Origin of the sequence: Mesorhizobium sp. GbtcB19 (assembly GCF_019091085.1) — a bacterium.
In the GTDB taxonomy this organism is placed as follows: Bacteria; Pseudomonadota; Alphaproteobacteria; order Rhizobiales; family Rhizobiaceae; genus Mesorhizobium.
The window spans coordinates 1-21,206 of the sequence record NZ_JAGXJY010000005.1; the positions used below are offsets into that span (position 1 = coordinate 1).

Below are 21,206 nucleotides of genomic sequence, written 5' to 3' on the forward strand. Positions count from 1 at the left end.
AACCAAGGGCACTCTTAGAAGCGAACTTCTTCGTCGCCAGCGGCGCACCGCCCTCGTTCGTGGGGCGTATATAGTCGGAGCTCCCTCGACGCGTCAACACCGATTTCGAACTTTTTTGAATTTTTTGCGACGAATTTTTCGGCCAGCTTTTTCCGATAGCCGACTGCCCTGGCGGCAGCCCTTGGGTCATCCACAACGAGGCCCTATTGCCGCCGCATTGAGGCGTGAAACCGGCCCTTATATGGAAGGCGCGCGCGTATATACGAGGCACGCCGGCGACAGACGACAGGGCGTCCTGCACAAGGGGCGCATGATTGGGGATATCGGCCCCGGCCTGCCGCTTCGTTGACTTCAACCGCCGTGACAGGCAATTGTCATGGCCGCAACGACAACGACAAGCCGTTTCGCCTGGGGAAGAAGCAGCCTTTCTGGATGCCAGACACCGAAGAGGTCATAGCCGAACTCGGCAACGAGCCGCCGCTGATCGCGGACGGCCGCAGCGGTCCGCCTGACCGCCGCGAGGTCTCGGCGCGCTGGCTGTCGGGCACTTTCCTCACCGGTGTGACCTCGAGCGTGTTGATGGGCGTGGCGCTGTTTGCGGCGCTCGACGGGCGCCAGCAACTGGCAACGCCGCCCGAGATTGCCGAGCTCATCAGCCTTGCCGGCGGCGGCGATGATTCCGGCGAGCAGGCAAAGACCACAAGGCTGGTCGCGCCGCGCCAGATCGCCAGGGCAAAAGACCGGCGCCGCATGGAAGTGTCGATGGTCACCAAGGTCGGTGACCGCGACGTTATCCACACCATGCCTTTCGTACAGATCAAGATGGCCCTGGCGGCCGGTCACACCACCAACCGTCCCTACCCGCCTTTCGACCCGATGCAGGTCTTCGGCGACGACGGTGACGACAATCCGCAGCCGGCAACGGCCGCCGCCGTCGCCGGCCAGATCTACGGCGCCAAGGTCGAAAGCGAGATGAGCCTGAAGACGGTCGACTTCCCGGTCGAGACGGCCTCCTTCGACGAAAAGAGCGACCTTTCCGCCGACGAGGTGGAAAAGGTGGTGCGGGACGCCCGCAATGGCCTGAGCGACGGCGCCGTCCAGGTGGCGGCATTGCATTATGTCGATCCGCAGCGGTTCGGCGATGCCTTCGCCGAATCGATGGCCGGCTCCTATGACGTGAAGATCACGCAGGAAAACGTTTCGGTCGCGCCGCGCGCCACGCCGGACGACCAGGCGCCCGCCTTCGCCGAGGAAATCATTCCCTTCACCAAGGACACCGACATCGCCGAGGCCTATGCCGATTCGGGTTATACCGGCGAAGACGCCACCGGCATGGCGGAGGCAATCAGCAAGCTGTTGAACGCGCCGGCGCTGAAGGCTGGAACGGTGCTGCGCGTCGGCCTCGAAGTGCGCGGCGACATCGCCAAGGTCGTGCGCACCAGCGTCTACGACAAGACCACGCACATCGTGACCATCGCGCTCGACGACCGCGGCCAATATGTGCCGGCGCAGGAGCCGGAGGCCAACCCCGAGCTTCTGACGGCGTTCGATGATTCGCAGCCCGTCGTGGTGCGTGGCAACCTTCCCAACGTCTATGACGGCATCTATCGCGCCGCCTATTCCTACGGCATGTCGAAAGCGATGACGCAGAAGCTGATCAAGCTTCTCGCCTCCGACGTCGATTTCCAGTCGCGGCTTTCGCCGGCCGACCGGCTCGAGGTCCTGTTCTCGCAGCCCGACGGCGAAGACCAGACCTCCGACGATTCTGACCTTCTCTACGTGTCGTCAACCTTCGGCGGGCAGGTGAAGAACTTCTACCGCTTCCAGATGCAGGACGGCAGCATCGATTATTTCGACGAAAATGGGAGCAGCGCCAAGCAGTTTCTGTTGCGCAACCCGCTGCCCAACGGCCGTTTCACTTCGGGCTTCGGCGCACGCCGGCACCCGATCCTTGGCTATGTGCGGATGCATACCGGCACTGACTGGGCAGCGCCGATCGGAACACCGATCATTGCCGCCGGCAATGGCGTGGTCGAGAAAGCCGGCTGGGCCGGCGGCTACGGCAAGCAGATCATCATTCGCCACGCCAATGGCTATGAGACCTCCTACAATCACCAGAGCGCTTTCGCCAAAGGCATCGAGCCGGGCGTTCACGTCCGCCAGGGCCAGACGATCGGCTATCTTGGCCAGACCGGCCTCTCCACCGGCCCGCATCTTCACTACGAGCTGATCGTCAACGGTACCAAGGTCGATTCGATGCGCGTGCGCCTGCCGGTCGGCAAGGTGCTGAAGGGCGACGATCTCGTCGCCTTCAAGCGCGAGCGCGAGCGAATCGACGATCTTTTGAAGCAGGAAGACGGCAACTCACTGAAAGTTGCCAGCGCCAAGACCGATTCGCAGCTTCCGAACTGAGCAGTTCCGGGAACCGCTCGATCGCTTTGTCTTGACGCAATTCCGGACGGAAAACCGCTTCACACTTTTCCTGGAATTGCCCTAGTCACGCGAATCGTTTGACTGCCGCGGCCAGGGCGACGCCTGCCCGGGCACGGTGAACCACGCGATAACTGAAGAAAGCACGCAAAGCAGCGTCGTGATCGCCGCGACTGCTGTGAAGGCCGCATCGCTTGCCGCGACCCTCACCGCGTCGGCATTGGCCGCAAGGCCGGACGCGGGCGGCTCACCGAAACCCGGCACCCCAGAAGCATTACCGGTGATCCGCGCATAAACCCAGGCCGCCAGCGAGCCCATCGCCGCCACCGCGATCAGGCCGCCGACACGCGAGACCGCATTGTTGATGCCGGACGCCGCCCCGGTGTCCTTGTCCTCGACGGACGTCATGACCGCGGTCGACAATGGCGAAACGACCTGCGCCATGCCCAGCCCCATCAGCGCCATCAGCGGAAAGGTCCCGGTCCAGAAATTGTGGACGCCGAAATGCGTGAGCATAGTGAGGCCGGCGAAGGCGATGGCGACAACCAAGCTGCCGCTGGCGATCGGAAAACGCGGACCGATCCGGTCCGACCATTGGCCGACCGGTCCGGACAAAAGCGCGATCGACGCCGACAGCGGCAGGAAAATGAAGCCGACCTCTGCCTCGCTCAGCCTCCAGCCGGCGATCAGGAGCATCGGCAGATAGAACAGATTGGCCGACAACGCGAAGTAAAGGAAGAATGTCGCCAGATTGGCGCCGGCAAAGGCGCGGATGCGGAACAGGCCGAGATCGATCATCGGGTCGCGCTGCCAGCGCTCATAAGCGATGAAAACGAAGAGCAGAATCACACCGACAATGATCGAAGGCGTCGACAGCATTCCGCCGCCTTCGGCATTCATTGCCGTCAGCCCGTAGGCCAGCGAGCCGAAAGCCAGCGTCGCCAGCGCGGCGCCGCCGAGATCGAGGCTGCGTTTTTCGGTCGGCTTGTCGGCCGGCACCTTGGCCAAAAGCAGATAGATCGAGATCAGCCCAAGCGGCAGGTTGATGGCAAAGATCGCGCGCCAGACCCCATTGCCGAAAGTCGTGAGCACGAAGCCGCCGAGCACTGGCCCGAGCGCCGTGGTCAGCGCCGAAGCGGCGGCCCAGATGCCGATCGCCCGGCCGCGCTCTATCTTCGGATAGGCTTTGGCGATGATGGCAAGGCTGCCGGGCACCATGATCGCCGCACCGATGCCCTGGATGGCGCGGAAGGCGATCAATACAGCCGGATCGGGGGCGACCGCGCAGGCGAGCGAGGCCGCGATGAACAGCGCAATGCCGGTGACGAAGGCGCGCCGCAGCCCAAACCGGTCGCCGGCGGCGCCGCCGGCCAGGATCAGCGCCGAGAGCGTCAGCGCATAGGCGTTGGAAATCCACTGCGCTTCCGCCAGGCTGGCGCCGAGATCGGCACGCAGTGCCGGCATCGCGATCGCCAGGATCGAACCGTCGATGAAGCCGAGCGCCGAGGCAAGGATTGCCGCGACCAGCACGAATTTGCGCTGCGTCTGCGGGCAGAACGTACCGTTCGCTCGCGCGGGCGAGTGCGAATCAACAGTCGTTTCGTTCGCGGATGACATGATCCCTGCTTAGTCCTCTGGCGTGAGCACAACAACAAGCCAGAGCATCGTTGTTCTTGAACCCAGACCACACTGGCCGCATGGCGAGGTAAGGTCCAATCCTGATGCAAACCGCCAATCGCGTGCTAGGTTCCAGCATTACGTGTGGAGGGGGAAACCATGAAGCGGCCGCTCGAACCGTCGGCGGAAGGACGCGGACGCATCGTCGGCATAACCGACGGCGTCTTCGCCATCGCGCTGACCTTGATCGTGCTGGAGATCCGGGTGCCGTCGCATGAGGCAGTGCATTCGGAAGGCGAGCTGCTTGCCGCCATCCTCGCGCTGGCGCCGCGCTTCCTGACCTATGCGCTGAGCTTCCTGACGCTGACCATCTTCTGGTTCGGCCAGCAGGCGCAGCATGGCCTGATCGCGAAGTCGGACCGCAGGCTCGCGACATTGAACCTGTGCTTTCTCGCCTTCATCGCGCTGCTGCCCTTTTCCACCGACCTCCTTGCCGATTTCCTCGCGTTCAGGATCGCGGTGCTGGTCTACTGGCTGAACCTGCTGATGCTGGGCGCGACGCTGTTTTCAAGCTGGTGGTATGCCGACAGGAACGGCATGATCGCCGAGGACGTCGACGCTGAAACGCGGCGCACCGTCTACACTCGCATCGTCAAGGCACAGGCGCTGTGGGCGGTCGGCGCAGCACTTTGCCTGATCACGCCACTGCTCAGCATCGGCTTCATCCTGCTGGTGCAGCTCATCTATGCCGCCGCGCCGCGCGCCTCACTGCTGCGTAAACTCATCGGTTGAGGTCCCGCCGACTTCCGCGATTGTTGGTCCGCCGACGAATTCCACGGTGACGCCCGGCGACACCAGCTTGGCGAGTTCCCGCGCGTCCCAGTTGGTCAGGCGCACGCAGCCATGGCTCTCGGTCTTGCCGATCTTGGAGGGTTCAGGCGTGCCGTGGATACCGTAGGTCGGCTTGTCGAGCGCGATCCAAACCGAGCCGACCGGACCGTTCGGCCCCGGCGGGACGGTCAGGATCTTGTCGTTCTGACCCTGCTTGAAGTTTATGTTCGGGTTGTAGGTGTAGTTCGGGTCGAGCGCGATGCGCGACACGGCGTGGACACCGGTGGGCGACGGCGTGTCGGCCGAACCGATCGTTGCCGGATAGGCCGCGACCAGCTTGCCGCCGGCATCATAGGCGTAGACTTCCTTCTTGGTCTTGTCGGCGACGATGCGCGCCACAGGCGTCGAGACCAGCGTGCCGAAATTGGCGACCTTGATCGTCGTGCCGGGGCGGTTGAAGTCAACGCCCTTGTTGATCGACTTCAGATAGGTCTCGTCCATGTGGAAACGTTCGGCCAGCGCCTCGGTGACCGAGGTGTAGCACATGCAGTCAAGCTTGGCCTTCTGGCTATAGTCCTCCGGGATCGACGCCACGTAGTGGCCAGCCACATCTTCCGGCGTGATCGTGTATGAGGCGAAGGCGTCGCCGCCGGACTGGGCAAGCGCCGCTTGGATGCCAACGGCATCGGTCGATTTCAGATTGGTGCCGTTAATCTCATTGTAAGCGGCCAGCGCCTTGTCGACATTCGAGCCGAAGCGCCCGTCGATCACGCCCGGCGAAGCGCCGCCGCGGTCGAGCAGCACCTGCAGCGCGGCAACATCCTGGCGCACCCCGAGCGACAGCGATGGATCGACGGTCGCCTTGCCGCCTGTGTTCGGCGGCAATGACGCCTCCGGATTGGTCTGCAGCACTTCGCCCTGGCCCGGCTGTCCCGGATCGATCGCCGCCTCGTTCAGCGGCTGGCGCTTGATCGTGTCCGACTTCGGCGCTTCCGGATAGGTGGTCGCATAGCCTTGATCATTATCGGGCGCCGGCGGATATGCATCGGCGGAATTGTCGTTGCCGTTCGGGTCATATTCGTCGACCGGCGGCGGGATGACCCGGCCATTCTCCTCCAACTGCCGGCGGCGGAAGCGCGCCATGTCTTCGGGGTTGTCGAGGTAGTAGCGGTCGTCATCGGCCGGCGCGCGGCCGAGTTCCTGCATGCGCATCTGCCGACGCAGCGCACGGCGGTCGAGCCTGCTCCCCGGCGGCTGGATAGCGATCACCTTGCCGGTGTCGGCATCGACCAGCACCCGGTTGCCCCTGGCGTCGTAATAGATGTCGATATTGCCTTCCTGCGCCAGCATCAGCGCGCCACGCTGGGCGGGCCGTGTCGCCTGCGGCGCGCCACCCACACTCGGCGTTGCGAACGCACTGGAAGACACCAGCCCGGCCGCGAGTGCCGAAAGGGTAAAAATCAAGCGCAGCATGGCGGTCGAGCTCTCCGGTCCACTAGGCCCCTGCGGGCGAACCCTTCGCCAGCAAACCAGTTACCAAAATTAAGGTTCCAATATGAACCGGGCATGAAGATGGCGGCTTTCCGGCGTTTCACGATGATCCCGAACGAATGTCAGCGCAGCCCTAACTCGCCGCGCACCAGTTTCGTCAGCTTCAGCACCACCAGGCGATGGCTCTCGCGCAGATAGTCTTCGAGCGCGGCATCATCCATGCTTTGGCTTGTCTGACGCTGGATCCATTTCATGCCGCGCGAGGCAAGGTAGGGCGCCGGCCGGCAGCCCGGCTGATCCTTGAGCACGTCAAAAGCAATGTCGGAGCATTTGAAGGTGACGAATAACTGGCCGCCTTCGTTCCAGCCGCCAATGGCAAACACCTTGCCGCCGACCTTCCAGACATGGGCGCCGCCCCACTGCACCACATGCGTTGTCGCGGGCAACGAAGCGCAGAAGCCGTTATAGTCGTCGAGCGTCACCGGGGCCCCCCAGCATTTCCGAATCGGCAGTCGATTATGCGCAGCCGCCGCAAATAACAAAGCGCGCCGCACCGGTCCGGTGCGACGCGCTTGCCTTCATTCCAATTTGTCCCGAGGTCAGGCGGCGGCTTCCGTCGCCACCACGGTCGGCTTCGAGCGGAAGTTCAGCCGGTCGGAGCCCGCGGTGACCTTGACGGTCGAGCCGTCGAGAACCTCGCCGAGCAGGATCTTCTCCGCGAGCGGATCCTGCAGTTCCTTCTGCATCACCCGCTTCAGCGGCCTGGCGCCATAGGCCGGGTCGTAGCCCTTCGAGGCCAGCCACTCGATCGCGTCATGATCCAGCGACAGCGCGATCTTGCGGTCGACAAGCAGGTTCTCCAGCCGCTTGAGCTGGATTTCGACGATGCGGTCCATGTCCTGCCGGCGCAGCCGGTGGAACAGGATCACCTCGTCGACGCGGTTGAGGAACTCCGGCCGGAACGAGGCCTTCACCACGGCCATCACCTCGTCGCGCACGGCATCGACATCCTGGTCGTCGTTGAGACCGACCAGATATTCGGCGCCGAGGTTGGACGTCATGATGATCAACGTGTTGCGGAAATCGACCGTGCGGCCCTGGCCATCGGTCAGGCGGCCGTCGTCGAGCACCTGTAAGAGCACGTTGAACACGTCCGGATGCGCCTTCTCGATCTCGTCGAACAGCACGACCTGGTAGGGCCGGCGCCGCACCGCTTCTGTCAGAGCGCCGCCTTCCTCATAGCCGACATAGCCGGGCGGCGCGCCGATCAGCCGGGCGACGGAGTGCTTCTCCATGAACTCCGACATGTCGATGCGCACCAGCGCCGTCTCGTCGTCGAACAGGAAGCTGGCCAACGCCTTGGTAAGTTCGGTCTTGCCGACGCCGGTGGGGCCGAGGAACATGAACGAGCCGATCGGCCGGTTCGGATCCTGCAGCCCGGCGCGGGCGCGCCGCACGGCCTTGGACACCGCCTGCACGGCTTCGCCCTGGCCGACGACCCGCTTGCCGATCTCGTCTTCCATGCGCAGCAGCTTCTCGCGCTCGCCTTCCAGCATCTTGTCGACCGGGATGCCGGTCCAGCGCGACACGATATGGGCAACGTGGTCGGCTGTGACCACCTCTTCCACCATGCCGGCCTTGCCGTCCTGCGCTTCGGCTTCCTTGAGCTTCTTCTCGAGCTCCGGGATCTTGCCGTAGGCAAGCTCGCCGGCACGCTGGAACTCGCCCTTGCGCTGCGCGATCGCCAACTCGTTGCGCGTCTCGTCGAGCTGCTTCTTGAGGTCGGCGGCGAGGCCGAGCTTCTGCTTTTCGGCCTGCCACTTCGTGGTCAGCTCGGTCGATTCCTCTTCGAGGCCGGCGAGTTCCTTTTCCAGCCGGGCAAGCCGGTCCTTCGAGGCCTCGTCCTTCTCGACCTTCAGCGCCTCGCGCTCGATCTTGAGCTGCATGATGCGGCGGTCGATCTCGTCCAGAGCCTCGGGCTTGGAATCGACCTGCATCCTCAGCCGCGACGCAGCCTCGTCAACCAAGTCGATCGCCTTATCCGGCAGGAAGCGGTCGGCGATGTAGCGGTTGGACAACGTCGCCGCCGACACCAGCGCGGAATCGGAGATGCGCACCTTGTGATGCTGTTCGTACTTCTCCTTCAGGCCGCGCAGGATCGAAACCGTGTCTTCCACTGTCGGTTCGTCGACGAAGACGGGTTGGAAACGGCGGGCAAGTGCCGGATCCTTCTCCACATGCTTGCGGTATTCGTCGAGCGTGGTGGCGCCGACGCAATGCAGCTCGCCGCGCGCCAGCGCCGGCTTCAAGAGGTTCGAGGCGTCCATCGCGCCGTCGGCCTTGCCGGCGCCGACCAGCGTGTGCATCTCGTCGATGAACAGGATGATGTTGCCGTTGGCCGACGTGACTTCGTTGAGCACGGCCTTCAGCCGCTCCTCGAACTCGCCGCGATATTTGGCGCCGGCAATCAGCGCGCCCATGTCGAGCGCCATCAATTGCTTGTCCTTCAGCGATTCCGGCACGTCGCCATTGACAATGCGCAGCGCCAGGCCCTCGGCGATCGCCGTCTTGCCGACGCCCGGCTCGCCGATCAGCACCGGGTTGTTCTTGGTGCGCCGCGACAGCACCTGGATCGTGCGGCGGATCTCGTCGTCGCGCCCAATCACGGGATCCAGCTTGCCCGCGCGGGCATCGGCCGTGAGGTCGCGCGCGTATTTCTTCAGCGCGTCATAGCCCTGCTCGGCGCTGGCCGAGTCGGCGGTGCGGCCCTTGCGGATATCGTTGATAGCCTGGTTGAGCGCCTGCGCGGTGACGCCAGCCTTGGACAGGATGTCGGCGGTCTTGGCCGACTTCTCCATGACGAGCGCCTGCAACAGCCGCTCGACGGTGACGAAGCTGTCTCCGGCCTTCTTGGCAAGGTCCTCGGCGGTCGAGAACACCTTGGCGAGCGGCTGGGCAAGATAGAGCTGGCCATTGCCACCTTCGACCTTGGGCATGGCTTCGAGCGCCGCCTCGACGCCGAGCTTGACGTCACGAGCGTTGCCGCCGGCACGCTCGATCAGGGACGCGGCAAGGCCCTCGTCATCGTCGACGAGCACCTTCAGCATATGTTCAGGCGTGAATTGCTGGTGGTTGCGCGAGAGCGCCATGGTCTGCGCGGACTGGATGAAGCCGCGCACGCGCTCCGAGTATTTTTCAAGATTCATATCTGTCTCCTTCCATCACCGGCCCGCTTTGCGGCACCGGATCAGATTGCGGTGACGGACCCGCCCATAAGAGCCGAGCCCAGTTTCCTGGCGAGATATGGTGCGCGGGCGGCAGGCTCTCAAGACGTCTTTCTATCGGTGGGGCATATTATTCCACCCTCCCCAAAAACAAAAACGGCGGAGAAATTTCTCCGCCGTCTGCAATGCCTGGAATGGCGTTTCGATCAGTTGTCCGCGTCGGCGGCGACAGGCTCGCTGGGAGCTTCGCTGGCGACCGGCTCGCTCGCCGGCCTCACCGCTTCGACGGGCTTGGCGCTGGCCTCATCACCATTGCTCACGCCTGAATTTTCGGGATTCGACCCTTCGGGGCTCGCGGCTTCCGCCTGGTCGCCCTGCTCGCCATTGCCGGCCTGGTCGGCATAATTGCCGCGCGGGCGACGCGGACGCCGCGGCCGGCGACCGCCGCCATTATCCATGGCGGCTTCGTTGAGCTCGGCCTGGGCGGCAAGCGCTGCCGGCGAGAAACTGTCGAACTGCGGCGCGGCCTGCTCGGCCTGGGAACCCGCCTCGCCGGCGGCCTCGGGCTGCGCCTGCGCCTCGTTACGGCGGTTCTGATCGAACTGCTGGCCGCCATGATCGCCGCGCTGGCCGTTTTCGCCACGCTGACCGTTCTGGCCATACTGGCCGTAGCCGCCATTGCGGCGGTCACGATGCCGGTCGCGGCCGTTGTTGTCACGCTGGTTGTTGTCGCGGCGGTTGTTGTTGTCGCGGCCGTTTTCCTGGTTGTAGGCGAGTTCCGCCGGCGTGCCTTCGATCACCGGCTGCGGCCCGGAGCCGTTCGCCGCGGCCGGCGCCTCGGCGCCATTGCCGCCGGTGTTGCCGGCATTGTCGAACTCGTCGCGATCCTCGTCGAGATCGTCGTCGAAGTCGTCGCGGTTCTGCTGGGTGTTCTGGATCGGCATCTGCGCCTGCGCGGCGGCAATGATGCGATTGTAGTGTTCGGCGTGCTGGAGATAGTTCTCCGCCATCACCCTGTCGCCGGAGCTCTGCGCGTCACGGGCGAGTGTGGCGTATTTTTCGGCGATCTGCTGAGCCGATCCGCGGATCTTCACGTCCGGGCCGTTGCTCTCGTAGGTGCGGGTCAGGGGGTTCGGCCCCTTGCGGTTGTTGTTGTTGCCACCGCCGCCGCCATTGTTGTTGCGACCGCGCATGCGCCTGTTCTGCTGTTGTGGCCTCATTAGACTCTCTTCATAGTGAAATTTTCGAAAAACTCTTCGCGAACGGAGGCGCTCATGCAGCCAGCCGTTTCGTTTCTTCACCGGCGTTCGCCCGCATCAATTGCGTTGGCGCCACGTGCCATCCTGTTCCGGTTACATCACTTGCCGGACGATTCCCGCACGAAGCTTGGGCGTCGTTTGCGCAAGAAGGCAGCTATTTCCAAGGAAAACCGAATCGCTGGGAGCACTGCCTGCTTCGTCTCATCCGGTTGAGCCGGACCCTAACTGCATTCCCCGGTGTTGCCAAGCGGTTTTTTCGCACTGCATCAGGGCTTTCACCGCTCGAACACCAGAACTCTGTCGTTGCCGCCGAGGTCGCTATGGGCGCCTGCCAGCCGATAGCCGGCTGCCGCGAATATCCCGGTGACCTCGTTTTTCTGCGTGTGGCCGATCTCGACCGCTACCTTGCCTTGCGTTTCCAGAAATCCTGCCGCCTCTGCGGCGATGACCCTGTAGGGGTCCAAACCATCCGCACCGCCATCAAGGGCCTGGTGCGGGTCGAAATCGCGGACCTCGTCCTGCAGATTTCCGATGTCTCGACTGGATATATAGGGAGGGTTCGAGGCAATTACATGGTAGGACCCCGAAACTTTTTCGAACCAGTTGGAATGCAAGGCTTTGAAGCGCCCGCCGAGCCCCAGATTCCGGGCGTTTCCGACTGCCGTTGCCAGCGCATCGAGCGAAATGTCGACGCCTGTCGCGGTGGCTTGCGGGATAGAATGCAGCAACGCCAGCGCGATGGCGCCGGTGCCGGTGCCGAGATCGAGAAGGCGGCATTCGCCCAGCCTTTCGGCGGTTGCCCTGGCAAAGGGCAGGACGGCGTCAACCAATGTCTCGGTATCCGGGCGCGGCTCCAGCGTCTCCGGCGAGAGCGACAGGCGCAAGCCGTAGAATTCCCGATAACCGAGGATGCGGTGCACCGGTTCGCCTGCGACGCGACGCCTCAGGGCCGTTTCGATGACCGAAAGCGCCGCGGAAGCCACCTGTTGCCCCGGTTCGGCAATAGCCTGGGTGCGGGTCGTGCCGGAGAAATGTTCGACGATCAGCCGCGAATCGAGCGCGGGGTCGGCAATGCCGGCGGCGGCCAGCCGCTCGCGCGCTGCCCTGAGCAGCGGCCCGAGCGCGGCGGGCAGATGGTCAGCCATCGAGGCTCATATCGGCAAGCAGCTTCGACTGATGGTCGGCGATCAGCGCGTCGACCACCTCGTCGAGTTCACCCATCATCACCCGGTCGAGCTTGTAGAGCGTGAGGTTGATGCGGTGGTCGGTGACCCGCCCCTGCGGGAAATTATAGGTGCGGATGCGCTCCGAACGGTCGCCCGAGCCGACCTGCGATTTGCGCGATTCCGAGCGTTCTTCGTCCGCCCGGCTGCGTTCGAGATCGTAGAGCCGGGCGCGCAGGATCTGCATGGCCTTTGCCCGGTTCTGGTGCTGCGACTTCTCCGCCTGCACCACCATGATGCCGGTCGGCAGATGCGTGATGCGGACCGCCGAATCGGTGGTGTTGACGTGCTGGCCGCCGGAACCCGAGGCACGCATCGTGTCGATGCGGATATCCTCGGCGCGGATTTCGATGTCGACCTCTTCGGCTTCCGGCAACACGGCAACCGTGGCGGCCGATGTGTGGATACGTCCGCTGGCCTCGGTCGCCGGCACGCGCTGCACGCGATGCACGCCCGACTCGAATTTCAGATGGGCAAAGACACCCCTGCCTGAAACCGTGGCGATGATTTCCTTGAAGCCGCCGGCATCGCCGTCGCTGGCCGACACCGTTTCGAACCGCCAGCCGCGCTCGGCCGCATAGCGCTCATACATGCGGAAAAGGTCGCCGGCGAACAAAGCCGCCTCGTCGCCGCCGGTGCCGGCGCGGATTTCGAGGATGGCGTTCCTTTCGTCGGCCGCGTCCTTGGGCAGAAGCAGTATCTGGATATCCTTCTGCAGCGCCTCGATGCGCTCCTCGACCGCCGGCAGGTCCGCTTCGGCCAGCGCCCGCATGTCGGCATCGGTCGCCTTGTCGGCGAGCATCGCCTCGAGGTCCGCCTGCTCCTGTTCGGCGGCGCGCAGCGCCCGGATCTTGCCCACCATCTCCTGGATGTCGGCATATTCGGAGGCCATCTTCACATAGGCATCGGCGGCAGGTCCGGCCGCCATCTGCGCTTCGAGCATGTCGAAACGCTTGACGACTTGATCCATGCGGTCGCGGGGTAGATTGATCATGAGGCGATGCTACAGCGGAATGGAGCGGTCGTCGGCAAAGGCCTGAAGAAGAGCCCGCATCGGCAGCTTCTGGCTGGGCGCCATCAGATTGTCGTTGAAGAAGCCTTCCAGTTCCTGCAGCGGCAGTTCGGTCAGCATCGCCTTGACCGGGCCGATCGATGCCGGCGACATCGAGATCGAGCGGAAGCCGAGGCCGATCAGCGCCATGGCCGATATGGGTTTGCCGGCGAGTTCGCCGCAGAGCGTCACCGGCGTGTGGTTGCGCGCGCCGGCGTCGGCGATCATCTTCAGCACTCTGAGGAACGGCGTCGACAGGTTGTCGAAGCGGTCGGCAAGCTGGGTGTTGCCGCGGTCGACGGCCATGACGAACTGGAACAGGTCGTTGGAACCGACCGAGACGAAATCCACCGCCTTCATCAATTCGTCGAGCTGGAACAAGAGCGACGGCACTTCAAGCATCGCGCCGAGCTTGAGGCTGGTGGGCAAATGATGGGCAAAGCGCGACAGGTGCCGGACCTCGCGGTCGATGATCTCGCGCGCCTGCGCGATTTCCGACAGCTCGGTCACCATCGGCAGCATCAGCTTCAGTTCGCGGCCGCCGCAGGCCTTCAGCAGCGCCCGGATCTGCGTCCGTAGCAGCCCTGGACGATCAAGTGTCAGCCGGATCGCCCGCCAGCCGAGCGCCGGGTTCTCTTCCTGGATCGCGCCCTTGAAGTAAGGCAGCACCTTGTCACCACCGATGTCGATGGTGCGGAAGGTGACCGGCTTGCCGCGCGCGGCGTCGAGCACGTCACGGTAAAGCCGCTCCTGCGCCTCAGCTCGCGGGAAGGTCGAGGCGACCATGAACTGCAATTCGGTGCGGAACAGGCCGATGCCGGCGGCGCCCGACTCGGTCAGCTGCGGCAGGTCGACGGCAAGGCCGGCATTCATCAGGAGATCGACCGCAACCCCATCCTTGGTCACCGACGGCTTCTTGCGCAGCTCGCGATAGACTTCCTGCCGCCGCGCCCGGAACCGGACTTTTTCGGCGTAGGCGGCCTCCAGGTCGGATTGCGGCCTGAGATGGATGGTGCCTTCCTCGCCGTCGACGATGATGGCATCGCCGTTTTCCGCCATGGAAACAGCGCCCTTTACTTGGCCCGCGACGGGAATACCCATGGCGCGCGCGACGATGACGACGTGGCTGGTCGCGGCACCATCCTCCAGCACCAGGCCGCGCAGCTTGTCGCGCGGATAGTCGAGCAATTCGGCCGCGCCCATCGAACGGGCGATCAGGATGGCGTCCTTGGGCAGCGAAGCCGCGACATCCTCAGGACCGCGCCCCATCAGCTGGCGCAACAGCCGGTTGGCGAGATCGTCGAAATCGCTCATCCGCTCGCGCAGATAAGGGTCGGTCATATGCAGCATGCGCGCGCGCATGTCGCTCTGCACCTTTTCCACCGCCGCTTCCGCCGTCAGGCCGTTGCGGATCGCCTCTTCCAGCCGCCGCACCCAGCCGCGATCGTTGGCGAACATGCGGTAGGCCTCGAGCACCTCGCGATGCTCGCCCTCGAACGCGACGTCGCGGCGCTCCAGCATGTCGTCGATCGACAGTCTGAGCGAACCCAGCGAGCGGTCGAGCCGGCGCACCTCCTCCTCGCTGTCCTCGTTGAACAGATTGGTGACGACGATGCGCGGCTCGTGCAGCACGACATGGCCGAGCCCGACGCCGTCATTGAAAGAAAGGCCGGTGAAGCTCACCGGGCGGCGCAGATCGAGCTCCAGCCCCGGCTTGGTCAGGCGGGCGAGATCGCCGGTGGCGATCATCTCGGCGATCACCATCGCCGTCGTTTCCAGCGCCTCGATCTCGTCTTCGCGATATTGCCGCATCGTCTTGTTCTGGACGACCAGGACGCCGAGCGTGCGCCCTGCCCTCAGCACGGGGACACCGAGGAAAGAATGGTAGATCTCTTCGCCGGTCTCCGGCAGGTAGGCGAAGGCCGGGTGCTCCTGCGCGTTGGACAGGTTGAGCGGCCGCGCGCTGGCGGCGATCGTGCCGACCAGGCCCTGACCGAGCCTCAACTGTGCCAAGTGCACGGAGGTCGGGTTCAGACCTTCGGTGGCGTAGAGTTCGAGCACCGAGTCGGCGCGCAGCACATAGAGCGAGCAGACTTCGGCGACCATGTTGGAGGCGATGTCGCGCACGATGCGGTCGAGCCGCTCCTGCGGCTCCAGCGGCTCCTGCATGAGCTCGCGAAGCCGTTTGAGCAGAACGCGCGGGCCACTGGCCGTATCACGCATCGCGGCTTGTTCTCCAATGGGCATTCCGCCCGCCGCAGTTTCTCCCGCGGCCGGCGCTCACGCAACAACTGACTCAGTTCTTGCTATTGCTTATCGAGCCCGTAGACGGAATGCAAAGTACGAACTGCAAGTTCCGTATAGGGACCGTCGATCAGTATCGAGATTTTGATCTCGGAAGTGGTGATGGCGCGGATGTTGATCGCCTTGTCGGCCAGCGCCTTGAAGGCGGTGGCGGCAACGCCGGCATGGCTGCGCATGCCGATGCCGATGACCGAGACCTTCGACATGCCGGCTTCCGACTGCACGACATCATAGCCGACTTCGGGCTTGAGCTTTTCCAGGACGGCAAGCGCCTTGTCGACGTCGCCGGAGGGCACGGTGAACGTCATGTCGGTGAATTTGCCGTCCTCGGAGATGTTCTGGACGATCATGTCGACATTGATGTTGGCCTCGGCCAGCGGCCCGAAGATGCCGGCGGCAACACCTGGACGATCGCCGACGCGGCGCAGCGAAATCTGCGCTTCGTCCTTGGCGTAGGCAATTCCGGTGACGACCTGCTGTTCCACGATCTCTTCCTCGTCGCAAATGAGCGTTCCGGGCGGATTGAGCAAATCCCCCATTCCGGGCGCATCGGGATCGTCGAAGGACGACCTCACGAAGGTACGCACCCTGTGTACCATGGCAAGCTCGACCGAGCGCACCTGTAAGACCTTGGCGCCGAGCGAGGCCATTTCGAGCATTTCCTCGAACGAAATCTTGGCCAGCCGACGGGCTTTCGGCTCGATGCGCGGATCGGTGGTGTAGACGCCGTCGACATCGGTATAGATGTCGCAGCGGTCGGCCTTGACCGCGGCCGCGATCGCCACGGCGCTGGTGTCGGAGCCGCCGCGGCCGAGCGTGGCGATGCGGTTGTCGGGGCCGATGCCCTGGAAACCGGCGATCACCGCCACCTGGCCTTCGCCGAAGCGCTTGATCAGGAAGGCGCCGTCGATGTCGAGGATGCGCGCGGCGCCATGCGCGTTGTCGGTTTTGATCGGGATCTGCCAGCCCTGCCAGGATCGTGCATGAATGCCCATGTTCTGCAGCGTGATCGCCAGAAGACCGGCGGTGACCTGCTCGCCAGAAGCGACAACGGCGTCATATTCGCGCGCGTCGTGCATCGGCGAGGCTTCGCGCGTCCAGGCGACCAGTTCGTTGGTCTTGCCGGCCATCGCCGAGACCACGACGGCGACGTCGTGGCCGGCATCGACCTCGCGTTTCACATGCCGCGCCACATTGCGGATGCGGGCGATGTCGGCGACCGATGTTCCGCCGAATTTCATCACGATACGCGCCATGGGAGCGAAATGCCTTTGACTGAAGCCGGCTCAAGGCCGGAACGGAAGAAAACGCCCGTATGACCGAGCGCGGAAAATGCGCGGCCTCCTTAGCCAAAACAGCAAGGCTTCGCAAGCGAGCGCGGCAATGGCAGGCCCGATGCCGCTCATCCTGACGCATTCCTGCCGCCGATCATGCCATAAGACGGCCGAAACACCCTTTGGAGATTCTCATGGCCGAAACCCTGGAAATCGTCACTTTCCGGCTCAAGCCCGGCACCGAAGCCGGCTTTGTCGGCAATAACGGGATCATGAGCGACTGGCTTGCCCGGCAGCCGGGCTTTCTCAGCCGCGATCTCGGCAGGCGCGAGGATGGAAGCTGGGTGGATGTCGTGCGCTGGCAAAGCATGGAACAGGCCCGCGCGGCGGCGGACCGCATCATGACCGAGATCGGCGACAGCGAAGCCTTGCAAGCTATCGAGCCCGCCAGTATCGACATGAAACATGCCGAGGTCGCCCTCTCGCGCTGAAATTAACCGGTCCTTTGATCCGCTGTCGAAATATCCCACTCCGGATCGACCTTGCCCAGCCCGGCCACGACCCGGTCGCGGCCGTCCGCCTTCGCCTGATAGAGTGAACGATCGGCCGCGTTGACGATCTCGACCCATGAGGCGCCGAGTTCGGGGAAGGCTGACACTCCGAACGACGCGGTGATGGTGCCCAGGGTGCGGCCGCGATGCGTCAGATGCAGATGCTTGATGGCCTTGCGCAATGCCTCGGCCCGCTCGGCGGCATCGGCGAGAGTGGTTCCCGGCATCATCAGCGCGAACTCCTCGCCGCCGTAACGCGAGACCACGTCGCTTTCCCTGGCATGGTCGAGCAGCGTGGCGGCGACCTGCTTGAGCACGAGATCGCCGGCCTCGTGACCGAAGGTGTCGTTGAACTGCTTGAAATGATCGACATCGAGCATGATCATGGCCATGGGGTGGCCCGAGCGCTCCAGGCGCCTCAGTTCGCGGGCGCTGGTTTCCTCGAGATAGCGGCGGTTGTAGAGGCCGGTGTTCGGATCGCGGATCGATTGCTGCCGCAGCGTCTCGCGCAGGCGCAGATTGGCGAGCGCCAGCGCCAGCGTGTCGACGACGCCGCGCAACACCTGTTGCCGCCGGGAAACCCAATCCGGCCTGTCGGCGGCATTGGGCTCGCATAGATGCACGATGCCCAGCGTTTCGCCCTGCGCCGCCAGCGGCACGCAGACATAGCCGCGACCGCCATTCTCGCTGATGTGGTTGCAACGCGGTGTCAGCATGCCCGGACCTGCGGCATGCTCCTGACCACGGCGCAGGGCCCAGCAGTCTTCAGGCGCGAATTGCCCGACGCTGGAGCGGATTTCGCCCCAATGCGCCATCTCCTCGACCAGGTTGCGCGAGGCGCTGGTCAGGTGGACGCTTCCGCTCAAGCCGCCGAAAAAGTCCGGCATTGCCGAACCGACGACCGAAAACGCCTCCTGAAAGGTGACGCAGGCCTGCAGCAGTTCACCGAGCTTGACCAGGCGGTTGGTGGCTTCCGAGGTTTGTTTCAGCTCCCGGTTCAGCACTGCCAGTTCCTCCGCGCGGTCATTGACCGCCCGCTCGGCGCTGCGCAGCTCGCTGATGTCGCTGAGCGTCAATACGATGCCGCCGCCGGCCCGGTTGAGCGGGTTGCAGCTGGCGATCACCGGCAGTTGCGAGCCGTCGGGCTTCACCAGCCGCACCTCTCCCTGATGCCGGCGGCCGGTGGCAAGCGTCAGGTCGACCGGGGAGGTTCCGGGCGGAAGCCTGTCGCCGGACATTCCCCGCATATCCAGGATCGAGCGCCACTCCTGCCCCTCGATCCGGCTGGCGTGCCGCCCGGCAAGGTCGGCCGCGGCCGGGTTGACGGACACGATCCGCCCCTCGCCATCGATGACGGCGATGCCTTCGGCGACGGTGCGCACGATATCCTCGATATAGGCCTTCTGGTCGACGAGCTGCAGCCGCGAGGATTCCAGCTCCGACGCCATGCTGTCGAAGCCTTGCGCCAACTGCCCGAACTCATCCCTGGAGATGAGCCCGATGCGGGCCCCGGCGTCGCCGCGCGTCAACGAGCCGATGCCCCGGTTGAGGCTCGAAAGGCCGGCGCCGAAACGATTGAGCAGCAGGACAGCCGAAAACGCGGCGATCAGCATGGCCGCCGCAGTGCAAAGGCCGACAAGCCAGAGCATTGCGTTGGTGCGGTCCTGGGCGGCGCGCAACAGTGGCGTGTACTCGAACAGGACCGCGCCGACGGTCTTGCCGAGCGTATCCTTGATTGGCACCGCGACCAGGTTGATCGGCTCCGGCACGTCGGCGCTGTCCTCGACGAAGGCAAGCGGCTGATTGTCCTCGAGCACGCGGCCGACTTCATTGTCGTGATCGTGACCGAACGGCTTGCCGACATTGTCTTCCTCGCCCGGTATGTCGGCAAGGATGGTCTTGTTGCGGTCGACGACGACGAGATCGCGATTCGAACTACGGTGCTGCAAGGCCACGAAGTCCCGTAACGCATCGGGCCTCTCGAACAAGGACCGTGGCGCATCGGAAGCCTTGAAGGCTATGGCGTCGGCCAGTTGCCGCCCCACACTCGTCGCTTCGGCGAGCGCCGCGGACTTGGTCAGCGACATCTGGGAGACGACCGCGACAGCACCCACAAGGCCGATAAGGGCCGCGGCGCTCAGCAGCGTGGCAATGATCTGGGTCTTGATGCGCATCAAGCCCTCTCTCTCGACACACGGCCGGCAATGTACATGCCAAAGGGCGGCCATGTCCGTGGAAATCGTCAATCCAGTAAATTTGATGTTAAAGGCCGCCGAATCCGGCTCGTCACAACCCGGTTACGCCACACCCGGGCGATTTGTTTCGACGGCGCGGCAACCAAGCTGCCAGGTGCTGACTGAATGCGGGACCGCGCTCTCCGCATCACCTGGTTGCCGGCGCACATGGCAGCAGCCAAAAAAACCTGCCTTGACTTTCTTGGGCCGGGACCCGAGTTCTTGGCGTTCGAGGAGACCCGCCATGCCAGAGCCCCGCCGATCGACCATCGACGCCGGAGAAGTCGAGCGCTTCTCCGCCCTTGCCGCCGAATGGTGGAATCCGAACGGCAAATTCCGTCCGCTGCACAAGTTCAATCCGGTGCGGCTTGCCTATATCCGCGACCAGGTGGCGGCGCGCTTTGGCCGCGATCCGCGCGCGGCGCGGCCTTTCGAAGGCCTGCGCTTCCTCGATATCGGCTGTGGCGGCGGTTTGCTGTGCGAGCCGATGGCCCGGCTCGGCGCCGAAGTGGTCGGCGCCGACGCTTCCGCCACCAACATCGAAGTGGCGAAGCTGCATGCGGCGGAAGCCGGCGTCGGCATCGACTATCGCGCCACCACGGCCGAAGCGCTGGCGGATGCCGGCGAGACCTTCGATGTCATCCTGAACATGGAAGTGGTCGAGCATGTCGCCGATGTCGACCTGTTCGTCGCCAAATGCGGCCAGATGGTCCGCCCCGGCGGCATCATGTTCGTCGCCACCATCAACCGCACGCTGAAAGCGCTCGGGCTTGCCATCATCGGCGCCGAATACGTGCTGCGCTGGCTGCCGCGCGGCACGCATCAGTTCGGCAAGCTGGTGCGACCGGAAGAGCTTGGCAAGGCGCTGGGCGCCGCCGGTCTCACGGTGATCGACCGCACCGGTGTCATCTACCATCCGCTGGCCGACCGCTGGCAGCGCTCGAAGGACATGGACGTCAATTACATGGTGCTGGCCGAGAAAGCTTCGGTCTGATGCGCCCCCTCCCGGAAGGGAGTGCCGAGATTCAGGTCAGGCCGAGTCGAAAATTGTGACTTCCGAGAACCGGAGCGGAGCGTACTTGACGTACGCGAGCACCGGAAGCGCAGGAAGTCACAATTTGCAGGCCGGCATCACCTGATATTGGCATTCCCTAAGCATCCAATGGTCTGTAGCCGCCCCGCCAGTAGATCAGCGCCTGGCCGGCATCCTGGGTCCTGACCGCCTCGACCGAGCCGATGACGATCGAGTGCGTGCCGCGGTCGATCATCTCGTCGAGACTGCAGTCGAAGGCGGCCACCGCGTCGGTAAGCAGCGATGCGCCGGTCTTCAGCGTCGTCCACTCGGCACCCTCGTAGCGGTCCTTGCCCTTGACGCCGCCGAAGCCCGAGAACCGCTCGGCGATCCGCTGATGCTGAGGCCCAAGCGAGTTGACGCCGAAATGCCGGTAGCGCTCGATGATCGGCCAGGTCGACGAAGAGCGGTTGACGCAGGCGATCACCTTCGGCGGCTCGGCCGACAGCGACACCACAGAAATGACGACGAGGCCGGAACGGTCATCGCCGACGCCGGCGGTGATGACGCTGACATTACCGACGATGAGCCGCATGGCGGCGCGGAAGTCTGTGACGCTGACCGTAGCTTCTGGCGTGGACATGGCCTTCTCCTCTTTCGCCGAAAGCAATCCCGGCAAGAATGCGCAGCGGTTTTCCGTCCGCA

General features: G+C 64.3%; 15 protein-coding genes and 1 pseudogene. 4 read left to right on the forward strand and 12 right to left on the reverse strand.

The genetic code is table 11. From position 1 onward, the window contains the following. Positions 1–190: pseudogene (locus tag KVT37_RS10905) on the reverse strand (hypothetical protein); the annotation flags it as partial. Between the two features lie 242 nt (positions 191–432). Here KVT37_RS10905 and KVT37_RS10910 point away from each other — a divergent pair. Next, positions 433–2,412: a M23 family metallopeptidase gene (locus tag KVT37_RS10910; RefSeq protein ID WP_217572606.1), complete on the forward strand. Its 1,980-nt coding sequence runs from the start codon at positions 433–435 to the stop codon at positions 2,410–2,412. A gap of 81 nt (positions 2,413–2,493) precedes the next feature. Here the strand turns inward: KVT37_RS10910 and KVT37_RS10915 are convergent, their stop codons facing one another. After that, entirely contained in the window at positions 2,494–4,047 is a 1,554-nt protein-coding gene (locus tag KVT37_RS10915; RefSeq protein WP_217572608.1) for an MFS transporter, read from the reverse strand. A gap of 159 nt (positions 4,048–4,206) precedes the next feature. Here KVT37_RS10915 and KVT37_RS10920 point away from each other — a divergent pair, with 159 nt between their 5' ends. Next, positions 4,207–4,839, forward strand: a complete 633-nt coding sequence (locus tag KVT37_RS10920; RefSeq protein ID WP_217572610.1) for a TMEM175 family protein — start codon at positions 4,207–4,209, stop codon at positions 4,837–4,839. On the opposite strand, the gene KVT37_RS10925 is transcribed toward KVT37_RS10920, so the two are convergent. The 8 genes from KVT37_RS10925 to KVT37_RS10960 form a co-directional block, all read right to left on the reverse strand. Then, the gene (locus KVT37_RS10925; protein WP_217572612.1) at positions 4,813–6,351 is read right to left on the reverse strand and encodes a L,D-transpeptidase family protein; all 1,539 of its coding nucleotides are present in this window, start codon (positions 6,349–6,351) and stop codon (positions 4,813–4,815) included. The two genes, KVT37_RS10920 and KVT37_RS10925, sit on opposite strands and share 27 nt — an antisense overlap. A 140-nt stretch (positions 6,352–6,491) precedes the next feature. Next, positions 6,492–6,851 (reverse strand): MmcQ/YjbR family DNA-binding protein, encoded by a 360-nt coding sequence (locus KVT37_RS10930; RefSeq protein ID WP_217572614.1) that lies wholly within the window; start codon positions 6,849–6,851, stop codon positions 6,492–6,494. A 117-nt stretch (positions 6,852–6,968) separates the two neighbouring features. Then, entirely contained in the window at positions 6,969–9,575 is a 2,607-nt protein-coding gene (clpB, locus tag KVT37_RS10935) for an ATP-dependent chaperone ClpB (RefSeq protein WP_217572616.1), read from the reverse strand. 224 nt (positions 9,576–9,799) lie between these two features. Continuing rightward, positions 9,800–10,786, reverse strand: coding sequence for a DUF4167 domain-containing protein (locus tag KVT37_RS10940; protein WP_306796841.1), 987 nt, complete (start codon positions 10,784–10,786; stop codon positions 9,800–9,802). A 341-nt stretch (positions 10,787–11,127) separates the two neighbouring features. Then, positions 11,128–11,997, reverse strand: coding sequence for a peptide chain release factor N(5)-glutamine methyltransferase (prmC, locus tag KVT37_RS10945; RefSeq protein WP_217572620.1), 870 nt, complete (start codon positions 11,995–11,997; stop codon positions 11,128–11,130). Further along, positions 11,990–13,069, reverse strand: a complete 1,080-nt coding sequence (prfA, locus tag KVT37_RS10950; protein ID WP_217572622.1) for a peptide chain release factor 1 — start codon at positions 13,067–13,069, stop codon at positions 11,990–11,992. The genes prmC and prfA overlap by 8 nt, the downstream gene beginning before the upstream one ends. Before the next feature lie 9 nt (positions 13,070–13,078). Further along, complete coding sequence (gene ptsP / locus KVT37_RS10955; RefSeq protein ID WP_217572624.1) at positions 13,079–15,349, reverse strand: phosphoenolpyruvate--protein phosphotransferase; 2,271 nt, start codon at positions 15,347–15,349, stop codon at positions 13,079–13,081. Positions 15,350–15,432: 83 nt separating this feature from the next. Continuing rightward, positions 15,433–16,686 (reverse strand): aspartate kinase, encoded by a 1,254-nt coding sequence (locus KVT37_RS10960; protein WP_140836204.1) that lies wholly within the window; start codon positions 16,684–16,686, stop codon positions 15,433–15,435. A 212-nt stretch (positions 16,687–16,898) separates the two neighbouring features. Here KVT37_RS10960 and KVT37_RS10965 point away from each other — a divergent pair, with 212 nt between their 5' ends. Next, positions 16,899–17,195, forward strand: a complete 297-nt coding sequence (locus tag KVT37_RS10965) for an antibiotic biosynthesis monooxygenase (protein WP_217572626.1) — start codon at positions 16,899–16,901, stop codon at positions 17,193–17,195. A 2-nt stretch (positions 17,196–17,197) separates the two neighbouring features. Here the strand turns inward: KVT37_RS10965 and KVT37_RS10970 are convergent, their stop codons facing one another. After that, on the reverse strand, positions 17,198–19,429 hold the full coding sequence (locus KVT37_RS10970) for a diguanylate cyclase (RefSeq protein WP_217572628.1): 2,232 nt from the start codon (positions 19,427–19,429) through the stop codon (positions 17,198–17,200). Positions 19,430–19,733: 304 nt separating this feature from the next. On the opposite strand from KVT37_RS10970, the gene ubiG reads away from it, so the two are divergent. Then, the gene (gene ubiG, locus KVT37_RS10975; protein WP_217572630.1) at positions 19,734–20,483 is read left to right on the forward strand and encodes a bifunctional 2-polyprenyl-6-hydroxyphenol methylase/3-demethylubiquinol 3-O-methyltransferase UbiG; all 750 of its coding nucleotides are present in this window, start codon (positions 19,734–19,736) and stop codon (positions 20,481–20,483) included. 157 nt (positions 20,484–20,640) lie between these two features. On the opposite strand, the gene KVT37_RS10980 is transcribed toward ubiG, so the two are convergent. Next, positions 20,641–21,144, reverse strand: a complete 504-nt coding sequence (locus KVT37_RS10980; RefSeq protein ID WP_217572632.1) for a flavin reductase family protein — start codon at positions 21,142–21,144, stop codon at positions 20,641–20,643. Positions 21,145–21,206 lie beyond the last annotated feature (62 nt).